25 protein-coding genes and 1 tRNA gene are annotated in these 21,222 nt (G+C 34.2%); 21 read left to right on the top strand and 5 right to left on the bottom strand.

Annotated elements, in window-relative coordinates; genetic code table 11:
* Positions 1-112: 112 nt before the first annotated feature.
* Genes rapZ through whiA form a run of 3 tightly spaced genes read left to right on the top strand, consistent with a single transcriptional unit; the run spans position 113 to position 2,984 of the window.
* Positions 113-1,036 (top strand): RNase adapter RapZ, encoded by a 924-nt coding sequence (rapZ, locus tag KRR19_RS04865; protein WP_002481556.1) that lies wholly within the window; start codon positions 113-115, stop codon positions 1,034-1,036.
* Positions 1,023-2,021: a gluconeogenesis factor YvcK family protein gene (locus KRR19_RS04860; RefSeq protein ID WP_002481557.1), complete on the top strand. Its 999-nt coding sequence runs from the start codon at positions 1,023-1,025 to the stop codon at positions 2,019-2,021. The genes rapZ and KRR19_RS04860 overlap by 14 nt, the downstream gene beginning before the upstream one ends.
* A gap of 18 nt (positions 2,022-2,039) precedes the next feature.
* Complete coding sequence (whiA, locus tag KRR19_RS04855; RefSeq protein WP_002481558.1) at positions 2,040-2,984, top strand: DNA-binding protein WhiA; 945 nt, start codon at positions 2,040-2,042, stop codon at positions 2,982-2,984.
* 54 nt (positions 2,985-3,038) lie between these two features.
* On the opposite strand, the gene KRR19_RS04850 is transcribed toward whiA, so the two are convergent.
* From KRR19_RS04850 to KRR19_RS04835, 4 genes are all read right to left on the bottom strand, one after another.
* Positions 3,039-4,223 carry an MFS transporter gene (locus tag KRR19_RS04850; protein ID WP_156666954.1) on the bottom strand — a complete coding sequence of 395 codons (1,185 nt, stop codon included), beginning with the start codon at positions 4,221-4,223 and terminating at the stop codon, positions 3,039-3,041.
* Between the two features lie 255 nt (positions 4,224-4,478).
* A complete protein-coding gene (brnQ, locus tag KRR19_RS04845) occupies positions 4,479-5,792 on the bottom strand; it encodes a branched-chain amino acid transport system II carrier protein (RefSeq protein ID WP_002481560.1) in 1,314 nt (437 codons plus the stop codon).
* 939 nt (positions 5,793-6,731) lie between these two features.
* Complete coding sequence (locus KRR19_RS04840; RefSeq protein ID WP_216733496.1) at positions 6,732-7,787, bottom strand: site-specific integrase; 1,056 nt, start codon at positions 7,785-7,787, stop codon at positions 6,732-6,734.
* 28 nt (positions 7,788-7,815) lie between these two features.
* The gene (locus tag KRR19_RS04835; RefSeq protein WP_216733495.1) at positions 7,816-8,400 is read right to left on the bottom strand and encodes a helix-turn-helix domain-containing protein; all 585 of its coding nucleotides are present in this window, start codon (positions 8,398-8,400) and stop codon (positions 7,816-7,818) included.
* A 171-nt stretch (positions 8,401-8,571) separates the two neighbouring features.
* Here KRR19_RS04835 and KRR19_RS04830 point away from each other — a divergent pair, with 171 nt between their 5' ends.
* The 17 genes from KRR19_RS04830 (at position 8,572) to KRR19_RS04750 (ending at position 19,720) form a co-directional block, all read left to right on the top strand.
* Positions 8,572-8,781, top strand: a complete 210-nt coding sequence (locus tag KRR19_RS04830) for a helix-turn-helix domain-containing protein (RefSeq protein ID WP_216733494.1) — start codon at positions 8,572-8,574, stop codon at positions 8,779-8,781.
* A 3-nt stretch (positions 8,782-8,784) separates the two neighbouring features.
* Positions 8,785-9,030, top strand: coding sequence for a DUF771 domain-containing protein (locus KRR19_RS04825; RefSeq protein WP_060804141.1), 246 nt, complete (start codon positions 8,785-8,787; stop codon positions 9,028-9,030).
* Positions 9,031-9,046: 16 nt separating this feature from the next.
* Positions 9,047-9,250 carry a pathogenicity island protein gene (locus KRR19_RS04820; protein ID WP_216733493.1) on the top strand — a complete coding sequence of 68 codons (204 nt, stop codon included), beginning with the start codon at positions 9,047-9,049 and terminating at the stop codon, positions 9,248-9,250.
* 1 nt (position 9,251) lies between these two features.
* Entirely contained in the window at positions 9,252-9,662 is a 411-nt protein-coding gene (locus KRR19_RS04815) for a pathogenicity island protein (protein WP_216733492.1), read from the top strand.
* Entirely contained in the window at positions 9,663-9,944 is a 282-nt protein-coding gene (gene tscT / locus KRR19_RS04810) for a type II toxin-antitoxin system toxin TscT (RefSeq protein ID WP_216733491.1), read from the top strand. It abuts the gene before it with no gap.
* A 140-nt stretch (positions 9,945-10,084) separates the two neighbouring features.
* Positions 10,085-10,954, top strand: coding sequence for a primase alpha helix C-terminal domain-containing protein (locus tag KRR19_RS04805; RefSeq protein ID WP_216733514.1), 870 nt, complete (start codon positions 10,085-10,087; stop codon positions 10,952-10,954).
* A complete protein-coding gene (locus KRR19_RS04800; RefSeq protein ID WP_216733490.1) occupies positions 10,951-12,399 on the top strand; it encodes a DNA primase family protein in 1,449 nt (482 codons plus the stop codon). Before KRR19_RS04805 ends, KRR19_RS04800 begins: the two co-directional genes overlap by 4 nt.
* 320 nt (positions 12,400-12,719) lie before the next feature.
* Entirely contained in the window at positions 12,720-13,052 is a 333-nt protein-coding gene (locus KRR19_RS04795) for a hypothetical protein (protein WP_216733488.1), read from the top strand.
* A gap of 97 nt (positions 13,053-13,149) precedes the next feature.
* Entirely contained in the window at positions 13,150-14,358 is a 1,209-nt protein-coding gene (locus KRR19_RS04790; protein ID WP_216733487.1) for a phage portal protein, read from the top strand.
* Positions 14,345-14,911 (top strand): HK97 family phage prohead protease, encoded by a 567-nt coding sequence (locus KRR19_RS04785; protein WP_213471842.1) that lies wholly within the window; start codon positions 14,345-14,347, stop codon positions 14,909-14,911. Before KRR19_RS04790 ends, KRR19_RS04785 begins: the two co-directional genes overlap by 14 nt.
* Before the next feature lies 1 nt (position 14,912).
* Positions 14,913-16,145, top strand: a complete 1,233-nt coding sequence (locus tag KRR19_RS04780; protein ID WP_060804151.1) for a phage major capsid protein — start codon at positions 14,913-14,915, stop codon at positions 16,143-16,145.
* 65 nt (positions 16,146-16,210) lie between these two features.
* Positions 16,211-16,492: a head-tail connector protein gene (locus KRR19_RS04775; RefSeq protein ID WP_060804152.1), complete on the top strand. Its 282-nt coding sequence runs from the start codon at positions 16,211-16,213 to the stop codon at positions 16,490-16,492.
* The gene (locus tag KRR19_RS04770; RefSeq protein WP_060804153.1) at positions 16,485-16,778 is read left to right on the top strand and encodes a hypothetical protein; all 294 of its coding nucleotides are present in this window, start codon (positions 16,485-16,487) and stop codon (positions 16,776-16,778) included. The genes KRR19_RS04775 and KRR19_RS04770 overlap by 8 nt, the downstream gene beginning before the upstream one ends.
* Positions 16,779-16,912: 134 nt before the next feature.
* The gene (locus KRR19_RS04765) at positions 16,913-17,233 is read left to right on the top strand and encodes a hypothetical protein (protein ID WP_060804154.1); all 321 of its coding nucleotides are present in this window, start codon (positions 16,913-16,915) and stop codon (positions 17,231-17,233) included.
* Complete coding sequence (locus KRR19_RS04760; protein ID WP_216733485.1) at positions 17,226-18,869, top strand: terminase large subunit; 1,644 nt, start codon at positions 17,226-17,228, stop codon at positions 18,867-18,869. Before KRR19_RS04765 ends, KRR19_RS04760 begins: the two co-directional genes overlap by 8 nt.
* A gap of 101 nt (positions 18,870-18,970) precedes the next feature.
* On the top strand, positions 18,971-19,279 hold the full coding sequence (locus KRR19_RS04755; RefSeq protein WP_216733484.1) for a phage head closure protein: 309 nt from the start codon (positions 18,971-18,973) through the stop codon (positions 19,277-19,279).
* An 81-nt stretch (positions 19,280-19,360) separates the two neighbouring features.
* Positions 19,361-19,720 (top strand): hypothetical protein, encoded by a 360-nt coding sequence (locus tag KRR19_RS04750; RefSeq protein ID WP_216733483.1) that lies wholly within the window; start codon positions 19,361-19,363, stop codon positions 19,718-19,720.
* 638 nt (positions 19,721-20,358) lie between these two features.
* On the opposite strand, the gene KRR19_RS04745 is transcribed toward KRR19_RS04750, so the two are convergent.
* Positions 20,359-20,430 (bottom strand) — tRNA-Arg (locus KRR19_RS04745).
* Between the two features lie 148 nt (positions 20,431-20,578).
* On the opposite strand from KRR19_RS04745, the gene clpP reads away from it, so the two are divergent.
* Entirely contained in the window at positions 20,579-21,163 is a 585-nt protein-coding gene (gene clpP, locus KRR19_RS04740) for an ATP-dependent Clp endopeptidase proteolytic subunit ClpP (protein ID WP_002481561.1), read from the top strand.
* The last annotated feature ends 59 nt before the right edge of the window (positions 21,164-21,222 follow it).

Genomic DNA, 21,222 nt, shown 5'->3' with positions numbered 1-21,222 from the left:
ATTCAAACCTTTTTACATATTCCATAGTAATCATGTTCAAGTTAGAATGTAATATGATACTATGATAAAGATAAGGATATTATGAGCGAATTAATTACAGGATGGTGTCGTTATGCAACATGAAGAAAATGAAGTCGTAAATAAGAGTGAATTATTAGTGGTTACTGGTATGTCGGGGGCTGGGAAGTCTGTAGTTTTACAGAGTTTAGAAGATTTAGGGTACTTTTGTGTAGACAATTTACCACCGATTTTACTGCCGAAATTTGTGGAGTTGATGGAGCAAGGCACACCATCTTTACAAAAAGTAGCAATTGCGATTGATTTACGCGGTCGCGAATTTTTCAAATCCTTAGTAAAAGAAGTAGATTTTTTACGCAGCAAGAATCGCATTATAGTAGACGTGATGTTTGTCGAGGCAAGTGAAGCAAAATTAATTTCAAGATATAAAGAAACACGCCGTGCACACCCATTAAGTGATAACGGTCAAAATTCATTGATTAATTCTATTAGAGAAGAACGTCAATCATTATCTGAAATCCGTAGTTTTGCGAACTTTGTCATAGATACAACAGACTTAAATCCAAAAGAATTACGTGCAAAAATAAACAAATTGTTTAATAGAGATGATATCGAAACATTTAGTATTAGTGTAACGAGCTTTGGCTTCAAACATGGCATCCAACAAGATGCAGATTTAGTCTTTGATGTGAGATTCTTACCGAATCCGTTTTATGTAAAAGAGTTACGTCCTTTAACCGGTAATGATGACGCTGTATATCAATATGTCATGAAATGGCAAGAAACAGCCATCTTTTATGATAAGTTATTAGACTTATTGAAATTTATGATTCCGGGCTATAAAAAAGAAGGCAAGACACAATTAGTGATTGCGATCGGATGTACAGGCGGACAGCATCGTTCTGTTGCTTTAGCGAAACGATTAGCCGAAGACTTGAATGATAGTTACGACTATAATGTTTACGTTCATCATAGAGATGCACATATCGAAAGTGGCGAGAGAAATGAAAAAGCTTAAAATCGTATTAATCGGGGGCGGTACAGGTTTATCTGTATTGGCTCGTGGTTTAAAAGATTATCCTATCGATATTACCGCAATTGTGACGGTAGCAGACGATGGGGGAAGTACAGGTAAAATCAGAAGTGAAATGGACATTCCCGCTCCTGGGGACATCCGTAACGTTATTGCGGCCTTAAGTGATACAGAACCGACTTTAAAGGAGCTGTTTCAGTACCGCTTCAAAGAGAATCAAGTGGAAGGTCATTCAGTAGGAAACCTATTGATTGCGGCACTGACAAATATTATGGATGACTTTGGTCATGCGGTTAAAGAATTAAGTAAAATTTTAAATATCAAAGGACGCGTGATTCCTTCAACGAATTCTAGTATTCGTTTAAATGCGGAGATGGAAGATGGAGAAATCGTGTATGGTGAGTCTAATATACCGAAGCGTCAAAAAACAATTAAACGTGTCTTTATAGAGCCTGCAGATGTGCAGCCGATGGAAGAAGCGGTAGAGGCATTAGAAGATGCGGACTTAATCGTATTAGGCCCTGGTTCATTGTATACGAGCGTAATTTCCAATTTATGTGTGCCAGGTATCGGTGAAGCGATTGTGGATAGTGCGGCACCTAAAGTTTATGTTTCAAACGTGATGACGCAACATGGCGAAACAGATCATTTTGATGTGATGGATCATATTCAAGCAATGCATAATCACATGAAAACAAATTTTATTGACTATGTGATTTGTTGTGAGAATCATCAGTACAGTAAAGACATTTTAGAAAATTACCATAAAGAACAGGCAGAACCTGTGACTTATCATAAAGAATCGATTGAAGCGGCAGGTATTGAACCCATTACTGCACAAGATTTAGTCCATGTTTCTTCGAAAAATCGTGTGCGCCATAATACAACACGCTTAGCACGCATGATTTATGAATTGGCACTTGATTTAACAAGCACAATCCAATTTAATCCGAAAAATAGAAAATTTTAAAGAAGGGAATGGCGCGGCATGAGCTTTGCATCAGACATGAAAAATGAATTGACAAGAATCGATGTCGATGATAAAAATGCGCGAGCGGAACTTAGCGCATTGATACGGATGAATGGTGCACTCAGTTTGTCGAATCAGCAATTTGTCATCAATGTACAAACTGAAAATGCGACAACAGCCAGACGTATATACTCTCTGATTAAGAAAGTATTCAATATTGAAGTTGAAATTCTTGTTCGAAAGAAAATGAAGCTGAAGAAGAACAACATTTATATCTGCAGAACGAAAATGAAGTCTCGTGAAATCTTACATGAACTTGGTATCTTAAAAGACGGTGTGTTTACACACGCTATTGATTTAGATTTGATTCGTGACGATGAAATGAGACGAAGTTATTTACGCGGTGCATTCTTAGCTGGCGGTTCTGTGAATAATCCAGAAACATCTTCTTATCATTTAGAGATATTTTCTTTATACGAAAGTCATTCAGAAGGCTTAACTGCTTTAATGAATGAATATGAATTGAATGCGAAACATTTAGAACGTAAAAAAGGAAATATCGTTTATTTGAAAGAAGCGGAGAAAATCTCTGATTTCTTGAGTTTAATCGGAGGTTATCAAGCGATGTTGAAATTTGAAGATGTGCGTATTGTCAGAGATATGCGTAATTCAGTAAATCGCTTAGTAAACTGTGAAACAGCTAATTTAAACAAAACAGTTAGTGCAGCGATGAAACAAGTTGAAAGTATTCAGTTGATTGATCAAGAAATCGGCATTGAAAACTTACCAGACCGTTTAAGAGAAATTGCGAAATTGCGTGTGGAAAATCAAGATGTCTCTCTAAAAGAATTAGGAGAAATGGTTTCTACAGGCACAATTTCGAAATCAGGTGTTAATCATCGTTTACGTAAGTTGAATGAGTTAGCAGATAAGATTAGAAGCGGTGAACATATTGAAATGTGATAAAGAAAAGCAGTCACTCATTTGAAAATTGAAATGAGTGACTGCTTTTTATCGTTATTGATCTACGACTGATTTTTTCGGAATTCCTAAAGCTATAATAAAGCCGATGAAATTCACGATTGATAATACAATGAACATCATTTTAAATGACTGCATATTGTTTAACAACTGCATAGACAATACAGGTGCAATCGCTGTACCGATAAATAACATAAAGGTATTGATAGATAAGAAGAAGCCTTTATCTTTAGTAGTCAGTAGACCGATTTGTGATATCACAGAAGGAATCACAAAAGAGATACCTGCGATAAAGATAACACTGAACAATGTGATGATAATGAGATTGTGTGTCACGCCCATCAGTATCAATGAGATACCTGCAGTGATTAATGAGATTAGAATAATACGTTTTACACCGATGAAATCACTTAAGCGACCTGCAGATAACGCTAATAACATACCAATTAAACCAAATAGCTTCACTGATGATATTGTCGTTAAATCAGCGTTGATTGGGTCAGATGTCAAATATTCATTTAGCAGAGCATACATAGAAACAAATGACGTTAAGATAGTTAATGAAACAAAGAAACATAATACAATGCCTTTATTATCAAAAATATGTCTCATGTTTTTAAAGAACACTGAGAATTTTGTATCAGGCATATGATAAGGACTTTTCGGAATAGCTCGGTAAATCCAAACAATCAGCAATAAGTAAACAACAGTCAATACGAAGTAAACGATACGCCAACTCATATGTGCGGCGATAATATCACTTAAGTTTTGACCGATAACACCAGATAACATGAAGCTGGTACTAATAAAACTGATTGCGGTAACACGTTTATGAATAGGGAACACTTCTGTCACATATGTTAATGACACAGGTGAGAAGCTTGCGGTAGCTATCCCTTGTAAAACACGTACAAACAGTAATAGCGCAAAGTTATGAATAAAGCCGATCGCAAAAGTTGTAAGTGTGAGCATAGCCAAGCCGATTAATATGACCTTCTTCTTACCAAACTTGTCGGCAATGATTCCATAAAACATACAGCTGACTGAATAAGAAACTGAGAATACCACACCGATTAATGTTGTGGCACCTTCGCTTAAATGTAATTCTTTCCCCATAATCGGCATTAAAGGAATGGCAGAGTAAAGACTGCACATAACCGCAATACCTGAAATAAAGAATACAGTCGTAATTAAATTATAATTGAGCGACGGTTGTTTCAAATATATCCTCCCTTTCTATGATGAATTATTTAATAAAGATTATATTGATGAACCTTAATATAAGTGTATCGCATATATGTTGTGGAAGTGTGAAGATTGAAACAATGCTTGTTTCAAATTAAAAATGCATGATTCATTTTAACACAAACAAATTATAATGAAATAGATAGAAATATTATTGAAATATTGTGACAATAAGCTTTGGTCAAATAAAAATACCTTTCTCGTAAAATGAGAAAGGCATTTCAATCAATATTAAGATGTTGCGGGTTGTTGTGTATGTTTCTTATTGCGCATAAAGTCTATCGCAATACCAATTGCAGTTAAGATAATAAATGGTAGTAACCAAGCCAATCCTAAATCAGATAATGGCAAGAATTGATAGACTGCATTTAGTGGTTTGATCAGTTTAAATGTGTTGAAGATTTCAAGTACTGAAATAATTAATGTTGAAATCGTCGGTAAAATATAAGCGATTTTTAATTTTGTCGGAATCGCAATTGCGACAAATGAAATCAGTACCAACACAATAGAAATCGGATAAATAAATGTCAGTAATGGAACTGCGATTTGTAAAATCATGTTGAGCCCTAAGATTGAAATTAAGAATCCGACTACTGAGAATGACAGTACATAAGTCTTGTATGAAATTTGTGGGAACTTCTTCAATCCGAATGCAGAACTTGCGTTCACCAAGCCGATACAAGTTGTTAAACAAGCTAAAATTACAATCATACCGAATAAAATATTACCGAATGATCCGAATAATCGTACTGAATTATATGTTAGAATGCTTGCGCCATTATCAAAGCCTGGTTTGCTTGTCGTGATACCTAAGTATGCTAATGAGAAGTAAATCACTGTTAATAATAACGCTGAAATCAGACCTGATAAGATAACGTTTCTCACTATCTTTTTGCTGTCTGAAATACCTGCGAGTTTAAAGCTTTGTACGATAACGACTGAGAAGGCTAAAGCTGCTACTAAGTCCATTGTGTAGTAACCTTCTAAGATTCCTGAAATGAAAGGTGTTTCCGCATATTTATCATGTGGTTGTCCGACTTTTCCTTCAGGATTAATAATCGCTGCGATACATAAAGCACCAATAATCAATAATAGGGCAGGTGTTAAGATTTTCCCTAAGTTATCGACAATTTTTGTTGGGTATAAAGCGATTAACCCTACAACAATAAAGAATACAAGGGAGAAACCTACCAATGTCCATGTGTTGTGAATAGGCAGAATTGATTTTGCGCCGATTTCATAAGCCACGTTCGCAGCACGTGGAATCCCGTATAGTGCCCCGATAGATAAATAAATACAAACTGCAAAAATAAACCCGAATTTAGGATGGACGCGGTCCCCGATAAACTCCACGCCACCATCATAATAGGCAATGACAATAACTGTGATGTAAGGTAATAAAATACCTGTAATCGCAAAACCTGTCATACCTGTCCACATATTGCTTTGCGCGGTATATCCGAGCATAGGTGGAAAGATCAAGTTGCCTGCTCCGAAGAATAACGAGAAGAGCATTAAACCTGATATTAGAATTACTTTTTTCATAATAACCTCCTGGTGTTGAAAACTTCTCTCTATTTACAAAAATTTCTGACAATTTATGTAGATGAATTTCTTTCAAACAAATAAACTTTAACACATTTCTAAATATTAAAAAAGCATATATTCAGATATTTTAGATGAAATGAAAGAAATTAATTGGAAATATCGTGTTAAAGGGAAAAGAGTAACTAAAAAATTGTAGAATTGATAATTTATTGCATGATTAATAAATTGGAGTTGGAGTGTAAAACCTATATATTGAAGAAGAAGTGAGCCTAGTTTATTATTAGTGTAATGGATTACTACTTTGCTTTTAAGAGACTTCATTTCTTTTGAGGTTCATATTAGGAAGTTGAATTTAATTTCAAAAATGATGTAGTTCTTGCAATATAAATGTGCTTGTACAAGCAACCAATGGTATTGTTGAAAAGTTAATGTTGAATTTAAAAAACTAATCATAAGAACAGGCTTTTGTATTTCATGGATTTGATTAAACTTTATTATGAAAGAAGTGAGTTATATGGCTACTAAAAGTTTTACAACTGAATATAAATTTACAGCTAAGTCAGTAGCCAATTTACTAAAAGCTATTGAACAACTTAAGTAATACTATGTGTTAATTGTTTCAAATTATATACATAAAAATAATTATTTGAATATTTTAACTTACGCCGCTATTAGCGGTGTTTTTTATTAAAAGCTATTTTGATTTTTTAACAACTGTCCGATGACTTAAATAGCAAAATAAAAGAAACGCTGATACATCAACGTTTCAAAGGTTTCAAGTTAATTAATATTAACTACATAACCCCCTCGGAGGGAGAATATGGGATATTATTCAGTTTCTCTCATTATCAAAATACCTTTATAACAAGGTTTTTAGTTATATCGTTATCATTCGTTTATACAGAATATCAAATCATTTTCCCTAATTTTTCCTTATTATAATCTATCCATAAACTCTATCAAATTCTCTTCTTCACGCTGGTATGTCTCTTCTAATAAGTGCAGGTACACCGACTGTGTGACTAATGTAGAAGAATGGCCTAATCGTTTTGATATATATTGAACACTGTATCCATTATGGATTAACACAGAAGCGTGCGTATGTCGTAATGCATGTGTGGTAATACTTTTGATACCTAATTTCTTGCATGCACTATTTAATGCTTTATTAACAGATGCATTGGTAATAATAGAACCATTTACTGTAAATACATAACCGTTAATGTCTGATGGACTTTCTTTAATAAATTTTCTGACCTTGTTTAAAGTTTTCGTATCAATGCTAACAATACGATCTGATGTCGTAGTTTTTGTACCTGGTAAGTGTACTTTATTATCTCCTACATAAAAATCTTCACGTTTCATATTTACTACTTCTGAGAATCTAGCACCTGTTACAAGCTGCATAAGCAAAACTAATGATGAAACAGTGTCTTTTTGTTCTAGATGATGTTTCAACTTTTTGTATTCAGTATAGCTTATATATTTTAACTCTTCACTTTTACTTGGATTAGACCCGCTTAATTGTGCTTTGAATGTGGGATTACGCAATACCAAACCTTCGTGGATCGCTTGGTGGAAACAATTACGAATAGAGCTATTTAACTTTCTCACTCCATCTATATTGTGATTGCTGCCATAATGATTTATGAACTGCTGGTAATCTGTAGGTGTAATATTTTTTAATAAAGTATTTTTGAAAAATTTCCTTATATGTGTATGCATCGCTTCATAGCGCGTTAATGTTTTAGCGGACACATGCGGTTTCTTTGTTACTTCATACCATTGTTTAAAATAGTCTGCAAAGATCACATCATTATTGATATTGTATCCGCGCTTTAAGTTATATTCCATATCAGTAGCATGTACCTTTGCTTCTTGTTTCGTACGGAATCCGCCTTTTTGATATTTCTTATATTTACCTTCATCATCTTTGTATGAAATGATGTAGCGCCATGTTTTACCATTCTTTTGTTTTTCGAATGAAGCCATTTAATCACCTTGCTTAATATTTAGATATTTATAAAGAAACTCTTTTCATTACTTCGTACTCTGTATCTTTAAAAATAGATATAAGAATCATATTACCTTTTCTAAGGTTATAACGCTCGCTAATTTCTTGTGATTTTAAAATAAGAGTAATTGTATCGATTAAATTTCTTTTGATTTCTGTAATAAATGATATTGAAACCTTATCTAGAATATCAAATAACTCTTCACTATAGTTCTTTTCTGATATATCTATTGTAATGAAGTGTGTTATGTTCTTGTCTTCAATAAAAATTTCATCCGAAGAATCTGATTCTATTTTGAAAGTTAAATAATATGTTCTCTCAGATGAATTTGTCTTGACGTTAACGCCAATTTCATCTGAGGAGTTAATTGTTTGACTTATATTAATTTGAAAAGGAGCATAATCAAAAAATTCACATGGTGTGACACCTAGATAAATACATAGCTTGTCTATAGTATCATATTGAACTCCTTTGCCAGTATTTTCAGAAATAGCCATTAGTGTTGTTTTTGAAATACCAGTATCTTCGTATAAATCCGCTATTTTCAAACCTCTTTCAGCCATTAATATTGATAATCTACTTTTTATCATATAGCAAGACCTCCTAATTGATTTATATTTTACTATATAACACTAAATAGTTACAGTAGATACTAATATGAAAGCGTTATTTGACATCTGTAAATATTTAGTGTAGTCTAATATATATAATTGATTAAACTAAAATTTATACATGAACAATAAAAAAGGGGGGTGGGATAAATGAATAATAATTTCAGAGTAATACTTGCTGTTAAAAAGTTAACTATAGCTGATGTATTTGAGAGAACAGGTATTGCTAAAACAACTTTATATGGTCTTTATCATGAAAAAACGAAAAAACCAAGTCTACCTACAATTATGAAACTATGTAAATTTTTAAAAGTAACACCAAATGAATTTCTAGGAATTGATGAATTAAAGGAGGTGTAACCAATGCTACAAGAAAAAGACTACACAACAACACTACTTGAACATAAGACACTGTGGACGATGTACGATCTAATGGCGCATACGAACAAAAGCAGAAATACATTATTAAAAAAGTTATTGTTGAACCCAAAGCACCAATCGAAAATTGCAGAATTCACGCATGCACCAGCACATAAAAATGACCATTGGTCTTTTGTTGCTAAGTATATGAAGCAATACATCGAAGAAAATCACAATCGAATATTTTAGAAAGCAGGTAACTGACATGAAACAACAAGTGATTATTACTAAGTCAGTTGTAGGTTGGTACAACATCAAGGATACTGACCACAATCTATTACTCAACATCGCACCAGACGTTTTTAAAGAGCATTTTCCAGAAGTCAGCGAAGATACTTATATTGCGTGCATGGAGCTTGATATTAGCAGAATTTTAGAACTTAAAAATAAGAAAAAGGTAGGTAATTAAAGTGAGAATTAAGCAAAGATATTATTTGTCAAAAGTAATTAAAGTATTAGAGGAAGTTTTATATGAGAAGGATAAAGGTGTTTTCTTATCAGCGAAAGACAGATTTCATTCAATTACTAATCATAAATATAGTGATACAGCGTTTTACGAACACATTTTAAAGTTAGTCCATAAAGAGTTGTTTAACATTCTTGCAGAGCTAGATTTTGAAGATGAGGCATTTCCAATCATTGATGAAGTGACTATGACATTAAGCGACGTTATGAACGGAGATGAGGAAACTTACTACTATACCGTCAAAGACAGTGCAGGAGAGCATGAACACACAACAGATCGTGAAGGATATGTGATTGGGATTTTAGAATGGGCATTAGATTATATCGTTGGAAATATCGAAGTGGAGGACATTTAAATGAATGTAAGAATTATCGACTTAATTTGTGATATTGAAGTGATTAAAGAAAAGTTCGAGGATTTAAAAAGTACGCATGGTTGGTTTATTTCAGAAGCGTTTCCGTATAATCAACTGAATAATATGGAAGATGTAAAGAATCATGGGCGCCGTTATGATGAACAGCGTATTCACTGTGAACAATTATTTGACTTAATGTACACATATATTGAGCAGTTCGATGAGGTCATTCAAAAGTTCCATGAATTAGAAAAAGCGTCTCCTAGTGGTGACCAAACCTAAAGAGACGCGTAAAAACGATGGATTAATTAATTTAAAAATAGAATGAGGCTAGTATAAACTCTGTTTTTATTATACCACTTCCTCATCTGTTTTTAAAGGTTAATCCATAAAATAGGAGGAATTACATGGCAGTTAAAAAAATCAATAAAATTAAATTGGAATATGAAACTCAAGTAAGCGTGGTGTGGTATGACAGTTTAGACGCTGGTTCATTTAAACAGTTCTCACAACCTAAGTGGAGTGAGCTTGTTAATAGATTAGCTATACCACAAATTAATAATAATAAATATAGTCGTGGGGTTGCCGTTTATGGCGACCTTGCGGATAGTGATAAAGGTAAAAAGTACCGTGCAGATAATAATGTGATCTATCGAGATGTATTGGTATTAGATTATGATGATATTTCTGATTTAAAGGCATTGAATGAAGCGTTTAAAGCACATTTAGGAGCATTTGCTTACTTTTGGCATACAAGTTATAACCACCACACAGAAGCCCCTAGATTACGCTTGTTTATCCCTTTAAATAAACGTATTAATGGCGAAGAGTACCGCAAGTATACAAAGGTAATAGCTTCTAAAATTGGTCATAAAGTAGATGAAGGTTCATACCAACCTAGTAGGGCAATGGCATTACCCGTTATAAAAGATAAAAACCGTGCGTTTATGTATAGATGTAATGACGCTCCAATATTGGAATGTCCTACTATAGAAGATTGGGCCAACGAAATTAAACAAGAGGATAAGCCTATTACCGTCTCATATAAAGCTAAACGTGACAGCGCATATTGGCGTGATATTGCGTTTGGAGTGTTAGAAGGCAGTAGAAATCAGGCGTTAGCTTCTATTATAGGTCACCTTTTACGTAGACATGTTGATGGTCACCTAGTTTATGGTTTGGCGTTAGCGTGGGGAAAAAATTGTAGTCCACCTATGCATGAAAAAGAGATTGCTAAAACATTTAATTCAATTTTAAGAAGACATTTGAATGAAAAAGGGGGGGAACAATGAATAAAGTTAGTAATATTGATGATCATTTAATAGAGAAGTACAACGAAGATATTGAATATGATGACAAATTTAATCATACGAAGTTCAGTGAGATGTTGGCTAGAAAATACAATATGATTATGATTGATGAAAACATTCATTTTTTTAATGGTGAGTTTTACCAGCATTTAGACGAGGAAACTATGAGGCAATTGACTTATTTGGAGATGCCAAATATTAAAGAACATCAAAATCGTGAAGTGTTTTATAAAATAAAAGCGATGTCAATTAAGTTTAAAGAAGAAGAATTAGAACCACATAAATTAGTGCTTAATAATGGTGTTTTGGATCTAAAGACACATCAACTTTATAAACATTCGTCTGAACATATTTCGACGTCGAAAATGGATGTGACTTTTGACCAAAATAAAAGAAGTGAAAAATTAGAAAGTTTTATAACGAGCATATCAAATGAAGATGCTCAAATCGAGCAACTTATATATCAAATTATAGCGTATTGTTTGTATAAAGAAAACTTTATTGGTAAAACTATTTTCTTTTATAGTGCGGGTGTTAAAACAAAAAATGGAAGTAACGGTAAATCAACGATACTTCAATTAATTCAAGACTTTATTGGTAAAAGGAACACGACATCTCTTAAATTTAAAGATTTGAGCCACGAATTTAAACCAGCACGACTAATGAGCAAGATGGTTAATATTGATGATGACATGGATAACACGTACATCAAGGATACTGGAAATTATAAATCAATTGCCACAGGTAACCGTATCAATGTGAATCCTAAAGGAAAACAAGATTTTGATTTCACACCACATAACAAGCTTCTTTTTGCTGGTAATAATATACCACCAGCAAGCGATAAAACAGATGGTTTTTATCGAAGAATGGTGATCGTGCCAATGAATCGTACATTTGGTGAAGGCTACTACCCTAAAGAATTAGGACTTAATAAGAAGTTAAATAATCCTGATGTGATGTCCGCTTTATTGAACAAGTGTTTGGAACATTTGCCAGAATTGTTAGAAACAGGTGACTTTACGAAAGTAGATGAGAGCGATGAATTAATTCAGAGTTACAAATATGAAAATGAACCCGTGCGTCACTTTTTGGATATGGAAGGCGAAAGACCCATTCATCCCGTAGATGGCAGAGCGAGAGAAGTAGCATATGAAATCTATCGCCAATGGGCAAAACGATATGGATACGAAGTGATGAAGGTTCATAGCTTTACTAAAGAATTAATCAGATTAGGGTACACAGTAGAGATGGCACGTTCGCCATATAAAGGGTATCCTATAAGGTTTTATCATAAAAATAGTAAGGTACTGTATGATGTCGCTCCACATGATATCGATGATAAGTACAATGATTCTAGTAATATTATTAATCCGCAAAAAGGAAGCAATTTGTATAAGAAAATAAAATCTGTGTATGGAGAGTAGAAGAAAAAGTTGCTACATACTACAAAAGTTGCTACATAATCAATACATTCCTTATGAGTCAAGGGTTTTAATGGTAGCAACTTCTTAATGTCATGTAGTCACTTTTACAAAATATGTAGCAAGTTTATATATAAATATATAACTTGTAGCCACTTATGTAAATCTGTAGCAAGTAAAGTAGCAACTTTTCAAAGACTTGAAAAAGTTATTGGTTGCCTAAATAACAACAGTTATTGGGTTTATGTAGCAACATTTTCGAAATGTAGCAACTTTTATTCTTACACTCCCCACACACAATAAATATAGAATGGAGAATTTAAATGACTGATATTAATAAACCAGAACACTTTGAAGAATTGAATGAGGTAAAGAAAAACGCACTACTTGAGTTTTGTTACTCGATCAATAAAAATAAAACGTTCAATGTTAGGCGTTCCTCGTATGGTTTAAAACATGTATTTGAACGTATATATAGTGAAGCATTATCAGGAACTTTTGAAGGTAGTTATATTACAAACGGTCAATTCAAAGGTGCAATGATGAAAGCAGGATTCAAGGTTAAAGATGAAACGCGTCTTAATTGGCATTTTAATGCAAGTGAAAAAAGTATCAAAGAATTAGAAGGAAAACATTCAAACCCTTGCCACAACTAGCGTTATATACCCTAGTGTGGTATAATTTAGATAAATAAATCGAACGTATGTACTAAAACGGAACAAATGTTCTTGTTAATAGAAAGCAGGTGAAAAAGTGCCGAAGTGGTTAGATAAGATACTTGGAATCAAACAATTAGAACAACAAGCGACAAAACAATATGAAATGTTAACGGGCAACTTCCGCACACTAGGCAGCTTCAACGGTGATGCATGGAGTAATGACATATACCGCAGTGCAGTTGATACAATCGCAAGACACATTGCCAAGTTATCTGGTAAGCATGTGGCGAATGGTATGCGTGACGATAACTATTCAAAAATCAACCGTATATTAAGACATCGCCCTAATCCTTATATGAGCGGATATGACTTTTTATATAAAGTGGCCACACATTACTATTTGTATAACAATGCATTTATCTTAATTCAGAAAGACTCAAAAGGTAATCTCAGCGGACTATATCCTTTATCAGCTTCAAGTGTTGAATATGTGGTTGATGGTTCAGGTGAAATGTATTTGAAATTCCTATTTAACAGTGGTGATATTGTACATTTTCATCATTCAGAAATTGCGGTGCTGCGTCGTCACTTTAATTCAAATGAGTTATTAGGTGATACGAATGACGCAATTATGAATACATTAGATCTTGCTTATACACAACAAGAAGGACTCAGCAATAGCATTAAAAACTCAGCACAAATCAGAGGCTTGTTGAAATACAATCAGACATTAGCACCTAAAAAGCTGAAAGAAGCCAAAGACGAGTTCATGAACAATTATATGACGATGGATAATAACGGCGGTGTCATTCCTTTAGATGCTACTTTGGATTATGTCCCATTGAGTTTAAATGAGGCAGATATTGAAACGCCACAAATTCAAGCCGTCAAACAAAAGATATATGACTATCTAGGCATTAATGAAGCTATAATCACAGGTAACTATAGTGAAGACCAATGGCAATCATTCTATGAATCTATCATTGAACCATTCGCCATACAGTTATCCTCAGAATTGACAGATAAGGTATTTACCGAACGTGAACAGGCATTCAGCAACCGTATTATTTTTGAAGCGTCACGTCTGCAGTATGCGAGTACGAAATCAAAAGCTACTGTGATTAAAGAGTTGTTGCCACTAGGATTATTAACAATCAATGAAGCAAGGGACTTAATGAATCTGTCTCATGTTGAAGGCGATGACGGCGATTCACGCATACAATCCTTGAACTATATAGAAAAACAATTAGCAAAACAATATCAAATCGGAGATAAGGAGGCGACACCTGATGAAAGAGATTAGAAGTGCAGAAATACAAGCAGAAACTCGAGACGATGAAATGGTACTTGAAGGTACAGCAATCGTCTTTGATAAACCTGCACTGATTAATACACCGACAGGCTCATATACTGAAGTCATCAAACGTAATGCGCTGGACGGTTTAAAATTCAATGACACACGTTTATTAGTGTCACATGATCATAACCGTTTACCATTAGCCAAATCTCCTAAGACGATGAAAATATGGCGAGATGATGCAGGCATGCATTTCAGGGCAGTATTGGCAAATACCGAAGAAGCCCGTTCAGTCTATGAAGCTATCAAACGTGGAGATATGTCAGGCGTATCATTTGGTTTCACAGTATCAGACGGCAGTCGATACGATGTAGAAACACGCACACGTACAATTACAAAGATAGATAAAGTATTAGAGTTTTCTGTGGTAAATTTCCCTGCTTATTCAGAAACATCTGTTGAAGCCAGAAGTCAAATGCAGGAAGCAGAAATGAGACAACAGCAAATTAATAAAGCGAAAATCAATTTAAATAAACTATTTATGAAGGAGTTAAAATAATATGTTCAATACAGTACAAGAAGCATTTAACCATTATCGCAATGCATCGCTTGAAGATATTGAAACACGCGCTGGGGAAATCAGAGGCACAATCGAAAATGACCCTGAAGCAGATGTGACTAAGTTAAATATCGAGATTGAAGGATTAAACCAAGCGAAAGAAAATATCAAAGAAAAGGAGCAGGAACAAGTGGAACAACGTTCATATAATCCAATTACAGGACAACAATTTAAAACTCAAGATGTACCAAAAGAAAATATCTTTGGTTCAGATGAATATAGATCAGCATTTTTCAAAACAATGTTAGGACAAGAATTATCTAACGTGGAACAACGTACATTCAATCATGCAATGGATTTACAAAAAACTGAACATCGCGCAGATGAGTTTACATCTTCATCAAATGCGAGTGCGGTGATTCCTGAACAAACATTGAATGAAGTCATTCGTCGTGCTAGAACACAAGGTGGATTACTAGCTAATGTACGTTCATTCAATATGCCTACTAAAATCCGTATCCCAATTAGTACACCACAAGAACGTGCAGAATGGCATACAGAAGGCGCATATGTTGAAGCAGACAAAGCAGTTACAACAGCCGTGTCATTTGAAGCGAATGAGATTATTAAAATCTTCAGCATTTCAGTTAAAGCAAAAACAATGTCAATCTCAGCTTTCGAATCATATCTTGTTGAAGAATTGACTAACTGTGTTGTTGAAGCAATTGAATATGCACTTATCAATGGTACAGGTAAAAACCAAGGTCAAGGTATCTTAACAGGTATCACATGGGATAAGTCAAACAGCTTAACACTAACAGGCAAGTACACAGACTTCACACAAGCGCTAGGAATGCTTGCACGTGGTTATGCACAAAATGCTAAGTTCGCAATGAGTAATGCAACATTGTATAACCAAGTATACGGTGTGATGGATGCTAACCAAAGACCTATCTTTATCCAAGATGCACAACGTGAGAATGTCGGATATATCTTTGGTAAACCCGTTATCATTGATGACAATATCGAAGACGGTACAATTCTATTAGGTGACTTTAATTATATCGGTTATAACTTGCCACAAGGTATTATGCTTGAAAGTTCACGTGAGTCATCATTCCGTTCTGGTCTGATTGATTATCGTGCTATGGCAGTTGCAGATACACGTGTATTAGTTGATGAAGCATTTGTGAAGTTATCGGGTTCATCTACAACATCATCAGCATCAGCATAATATTATAAACCAGTTAGGGCATCAGTGATTAGCTGGTGTCCTTTATTCATAAAGGAGTGTTCACAATGATTATATCTATTGAAGATGCGCGCAATACTTTAAGAGTGGATGGAGACTTTAACGATGAGATTATCATTCCATTAGTCGAGGCGATACCTAACTACTTGTACCTAACAACTGGGCGTGATTGGTTAGATGAATCAGTACAACCATTAGCACAGACAACAGCTAAGTTCATATTACAACTATGGTTTGATCCACAGACACAAGATAGTGAACGATTGAAGCGTACGATTGATAGTTTGTTAGTATCTTTAACAGCATTAGGACGTGATTTTGATGGCTAGAAGTATTCCGCAGTCCTTTTATAAGTCTGCTAAATGGATTAAGTGTAAAAACAGTTATATGGCTAAGCAAAATTATATTTGTGAAAGATGTGGGGCGCTAGCGAGTATTTGCCATCATAAAGTATATCTGAATGCTGAGAATTATAAGAATCCATATGTATCACTTAATCACGACCATTTGGAAGCATTGTGTCAAACGTGTCATAATCAGGAACATTTTGGAAGTATCGCAATTGGTGAAGGATTACAATTTGATGAAAAAGGAAACATTATAAAAATTAAATAAAATAAAAATAGGATACCCCCTATAACCTTGATATGAAAGGAACGCTTGGGAAACGGTGCTGGGAGTTAACTTATCCTCCACCCGACTTTCCAAAGTTTAGGGGTGGCTAAAAATAAAGTTAGGAGTAATTAAATATGAAATCGATTAATTTAGAAAAACTTAAAAAGTATATAGATGAAAATAATGTTAATAATAAACATATCGCTTATGATTTGTTAGAAGAGTTAACTTTTATGAAAGCTACAATGGAAGAATTAAAGCATACTGTACGTGAGCATGGCGCAACATATATCTTTACACAAGGTGAACAGTCGTATCTTAAAGAAAACCCCGCAATGAAGGCATACAATACCACTGTGACTAAATACAACGCCACATATAAGCAGCTGCTGACGTTATTACCTGATAACGTAGAAGAATCCAATGAGTTTATGGATTTTGTAAACAATGCTTAATTATATTGAAGAATATTACCGTCAAATCAAAAGCGGGGATATTGTGGCATCTAAACGCATCACAAAACAATATGAAAAACTCATTGATGATATGTACAACCACCCTCAATATATTTATGATCATGCTAAAGCAGAACGTCCTATCAAGTTCATAGAAACGTTTTGCAGGCATTCAAAGGGTGAACTTGCAGGTAAACCATTAATACTAGACTTGTTTCAAAAAGCCTATATTTCAGCACTATTCGGCTTTGTAGATAAAGAGACAGGTAAACGCCGTTATACTGAGTCATTCTTCTATGTAGCGCGTAAGAATGGTAAAACAACAATGCTTAGTGCAATAGCACTATACATGATGATAGCAGACGGAGAAAGCGGAGCAGAAGTTTATTCTGTGGCCTCTAAACGAGACCAAGCGAATATCTTATTTGACCAAGCACATGAGATGATTAAGCAAAGCCCTGATTTGAGCCGTAACATCAGAAAACGCAAGAGTGATTTATATTTCAGTCACAACTTCTCTAAAATGCAGTCACTGGGCAAGAACTCAAACTCATTAGATGGTTTGAATGCGCATTTGGTCGTGATTGATGAATTACATTCTATACAAGATAGAAACCTTTATGAAGTGATGAAACAATCACAATCTGCACGTACACAGCCATTACTTATCATGATTACCACAGCAGGTACTCATCGGGGAACTATCTTTGATGATTTATATGAGTATGCGTGTAATGTAGTAGATGGTAATTTTAAAGATGATAACTTTTTACCAATTATGTATGAATTGGATGAAAAGAAAGAATATAAAAATCCTGAATGTTGGCAAAAAGCTAATCCTTCACTAAATATATCGAAGCGTGTTGAAGATTTAGAGCGTAAAGTAGCACGTGCAGAGAACGACGCAAACAATCTTACAGGCATACTCACCAAAGATTTCAACGTACGTGAAACTAGCCATAATGCATGGTTGACCTTTGAACAGATTAACAATACAGCTACATTCGATATTAAAGATTTTGCTGATTGGTATGCAATAGGCGGAGCTGACCTTTCAATTACCACTGACCTTAGTTGTGCCACATTGTTATTTGTAGATCCAGAAACTGAAATGCGCTATGTCTATCAGATGTATTGGTTGCCTGAGGACAATCTGAGGGAACGTGTGGACAATGACAAGATACCTTATGACAAATGGCATGAACAAGGCTTATTGCGTCTGTGTCGTGGTAATACGATTAATTACAGCGACATTACAGAGTGGTTTGTTGAAATGATTGAGGATTATGAAATAACGCCACTGTGGATTTATTATGATAACTATTCAGCACGGTATTGGGTGGATGAGATGGAAGGACACGGCTTTAAAATGGTGCGTACGCCACAAGGTGCTAGAACCTTAAGTTTGCCTATGCAGAATTTAGGTGCTGATCTAAAGAAGCATAAAGTGAATTATAATAACCATCCTATATTAAAGTGGTGTTTGACCAATACAGGCATAGAGACCGATAGAAACGGTAACATTGTACCTGTTAAGAATCAATCACCTAAACGTCGTATTGATGGCACAGCGTCTTTATTAGATGCATATGTGGGTTTGTTTGATAACTATGAACAGTTCTTGAGAGCGATGTAAGCGAGCGCTCGCTTGAAACTCTAACGTTCGATGTCGAACACTTTAGTTTTCCACATTTATGGAAAAAATAGTGCACATGTGCACGTTTAAGGAGGTTAACAATGGCATATCATTTTAATAATAAAATCAAGATAGTTGAAAGGGTTAGTAGTGGACCAATGCCTAACAATTATAAAGAAAAAGTAATTGCAGAACCTTGGGCAGACATAAAAACAATACGTGGTAATGAGTATTTGGGTTCAGGCTTAACTGTATCAGAGATACCTGTGAGGTTCATTATTAGATATAGAGAAGGCATTACAGCACAACAACGTATTAAATGGAATGACTTAGATTTTGATATTGAATCTGTGCAAAATGATAACGGCTTGAATAGGACGCTAACTATATACGCTAAAGCATATAAATAGTGTGCTGAGAGAGTGTCTGTGTTGCATTGAGGAAAGAAACGCCTCACAATTATTAGTGTAATTTAAAATGAGGAGGTAATTATGACTATAAATATAGACTATTGTAAGTATTTAAAAAATAAAGTGAAAAAAGTCGATTATATTATAGGTAAATTGTATAATATAATTATGGAACCTGAAGAACTAGAATATAGTAGATCAGATACTTTAAAATTAGCAGAATTATACTCAACCATTGATGTCATTGAAGGTTTATGTATAACAGATGATCAATTTCATAGGTTTATAGAGGACTACGTTGTGCATGTAAGATTGTTTTACTATAATCTGGCTGATATTATTACTGGTAAAGAAAATAATATATCATGGATTACAGAAGAGTATAATATGTATTCGAAAGTGTATAACGAAACATATAAATTATTAGATAGTATTAAATGATTATAGGAACTTTTCAGAAGAAATGGGTTAAATAGTTATGTATTTTTTATGTTTAAACTCTACTATAAGTGGTAATATATTTATTGTGTAGATATTGACCAAATCTACACTGCAAAACACACGCATTTGTTTGTAAATGCATCCCTATATTGACTCCCCCTTATTCTCTCGTGTGAATGGGGGGTCTTGTATATATGGTTAAAATATAGTATAGTGACTTTAGGGAATAGTAGCTTAGCGAACAGTGACGATTCATGTCCCGGGAAAATGTTTTTTCTATTCATTGTAAAATCCTTTATATTAAAGTGATTTAACCGCCTATATGGCGGTTTTTTTATGCTGAGAAAGCTATTTTTGAATTAAGAATCATAGATTATAAGAAAAAATCATAAACTATAACCTTTTGCTATGTCGAAATAACAAAAAAACCACCTTTATTGGTGGTTGAATCAAAAATATAAAAAGCGTTGGTTAAATTAACATAGAAACTGTTAATCATACCTTTTGGGTATATATGTATATTAACATATTTAAGTGAGATAGTGTAGGGAAAAGTAAAAGACAATATACATTTCCTTAAATTTTCCCTATTTTTCAAGAAAACCCTTTAGTGATAAGGTTCAAAAAAACATGAATTACCCCCTCGGAGGGAATCGAACCCCCATTTCAAGAACCGGAATCTTACGTGTTATCCATTACACTACGAGGGGTAAATATTAACATGCAATTATTAGTGTACCTGTCTCGTGTAGAGTGGTCAATATGATGATATTATAAAGGTGTGAGTTTTATTTTTGACCATTTTTGACTTTTAGGTTAAAATAAGGATAATTCATAAAAGTACAAGGAGGAAATAGAATGAATTTAATTCCTACAGTAATTGAAACAACAAATCGCGGCGAACGTGCTTATGACATTTACTCAAGATTATTGAAAGACCGTATTATTATGTTAGGTTCAGCAATTGATGATAACGTAGCAAACTCAATCGTATCACAATTGTTATTCTTACAAGCACAAGATGCTGAGAAAGATATTTATCTATATATCAACTCTCCAGGTGGTAGTGTAACAGCTGGATTCGCAATTTATGATACTATCCAACACATTAAACCAGATGTACAAACAATCTGCATCGGTATGGCTGCTTCAATGGGTTCATTCTTGCTTGCAGCAGGTGCTAAAGGTAAACGTTTCGCATTACCTAACGCTGAAGTAATGATTCACCAACCACTAGGCGGTGCACAAGGTCAAGCGACTGAAATCGAAATCGCAGCAACACACATCTTAAAAACACGTGCTAAATTAAACAAAATCTTATCAGAACGTACAGGTCAATCAATTGAACAAATTGAAAAAGACACTGATCGTGATAACTTCTTAACTGCAGATGAAGCTAAAGAATACGGCTTGATCGACGAAGTTATGCAACCTGAAAAATAAGTTGTTATTAAATATAGAAATGAAAAGAGTTCCGGGGGTTTCCGGAACTCTTATTTTTG

The sequence above is a fragment of the Staphylococcus sp. CWZ226 genome (assembly GCF_018986355.1).
Classification (GTDB): domain Bacteria; phylum Bacillota; class Bacilli; order Staphylococcales; family Staphylococcaceae; genus Staphylococcus; species Staphylococcus simulans.
The sequence above is the reverse complement of the archived record's forward strand: the minus strand, read 5'-3'. Positions and strand labels throughout refer to the sequence as shown.

Bases quoted from the DNA above. Each gene is read 5' to 3' on its own strand.
- rapZ (WP_002481556.1), top strand. From the start codon at position 113: ATGCAACATGAAGAAAATGAAGTCGTAAATAAGAGTGAATTATTAGTG.
- KRR19_RS04860 (WP_002481557.1), top strand. From the start codon at position 1,023: ATGAAAAAGCTTAAAATCGTATTAATCGGGGGCGGTACAGGTTTATCT.
- whiA (WP_002481558.1), top strand. From the start codon at position 2,040: ATGAGCTTTGCATCAGACATGAAAAATGAATTGACAAGAATCGATGTC.
- brnQ (WP_002481560.1), bottom strand. From the start codon at position 5,792: ATGAAAAAAGTAATTCTAATATCAGGTTTAATGCTCTTCTCGTTATTC.
- KRR19_RS04840 (WP_216733496.1), bottom strand. From the start codon at position 7,787: ATGGCTTCATTCGAAAAACAAAAGAATGGTAAAACATGGCGCTACATC.
- KRR19_RS04835 (WP_216733495.1), bottom strand. From the start codon at position 8,400: ATGATAAAAAGTAGATTATCAATATTAATGGCTGAAAGAGGTTTGAAA.
- KRR19_RS04830 (WP_216733494.1), top strand. From the start codon at position 8,572: ATGAATAATAATTTCAGAGTAATACTTGCTGTTAAAAAGTTAACTATA.
- KRR19_RS04825 (WP_060804141.1), top strand. From the start codon at position 8,785: ATGCTACAAGAAAAAGACTACACAACAACACTACTTGAACATAAGACA.
- KRR19_RS04820 (WP_216733493.1), top strand. From the start codon at position 9,047: ATGAAACAACAAGTGATTATTACTAAGTCAGTTGTAGGTTGGTACAAC.
- tscT (WP_216733491.1), top strand. From the start codon at position 9,663: ATGAATGTAAGAATTATCGACTTAATTTGTGATATTGAAGTGATTAAA.
- KRR19_RS04800 (WP_216733490.1), top strand. From the start codon at position 10,951: ATGAATAAAGTTAGTAATATTGATGATCATTTAATAGAGAAGTACAAC.
- KRR19_RS04795 (WP_216733488.1), top strand. From the start codon at position 12,720: ATGACTGATATTAATAAACCAGAACACTTTGAAGAATTGAATGAGGTA.
- KRR19_RS04785 (WP_213471842.1), top strand. From the start codon at position 14,345: ATGAAAGAGATTAGAAGTGCAGAAATACAAGCAGAAACTCGAGACGAT.
- KRR19_RS04780 (WP_060804151.1), top strand. From the start codon at position 14,913: ATGTTCAATACAGTACAAGAAGCATTTAACCATTATCGCAATGCATCG.
- KRR19_RS04775 (WP_060804152.1), top strand. From the start codon at position 16,211: ATGATTATATCTATTGAAGATGCGCGCAATACTTTAAGAGTGGATGGA.
- KRR19_RS04770 (WP_060804153.1), top strand. From the start codon at position 16,485: ATGGCTAGAAGTATTCCGCAGTCCTTTTATAAGTCTGCTAAATGGATT.
- KRR19_RS04765 (WP_060804154.1), top strand. From the start codon at position 16,913: ATGAAATCGATTAATTTAGAAAAACTTAAAAAGTATATAGATGAAAAT.
- KRR19_RS04760 (WP_216733485.1), top strand. From the start codon at position 17,226: ATGCTTAATTATATTGAAGAATATTACCGTCAAATCAAAAGCGGGGAT.
- KRR19_RS04755 (WP_216733484.1), top strand. From the start codon at position 18,971: ATGGCATATCATTTTAATAATAAAATCAAGATAGTTGAAAGGGTTAGT.
- KRR19_RS04750 (WP_216733483.1), top strand. From the start codon at position 19,361: ATGACTATAAATATAGACTATTGTAAGTATTTAAAAAATAAAGTGAAA.
- clpP (WP_002481561.1), top strand. From the start codon at position 20,579: ATGAATTTAATTCCTACAGTAATTGAAACAACAAATCGCGGCGAACGT.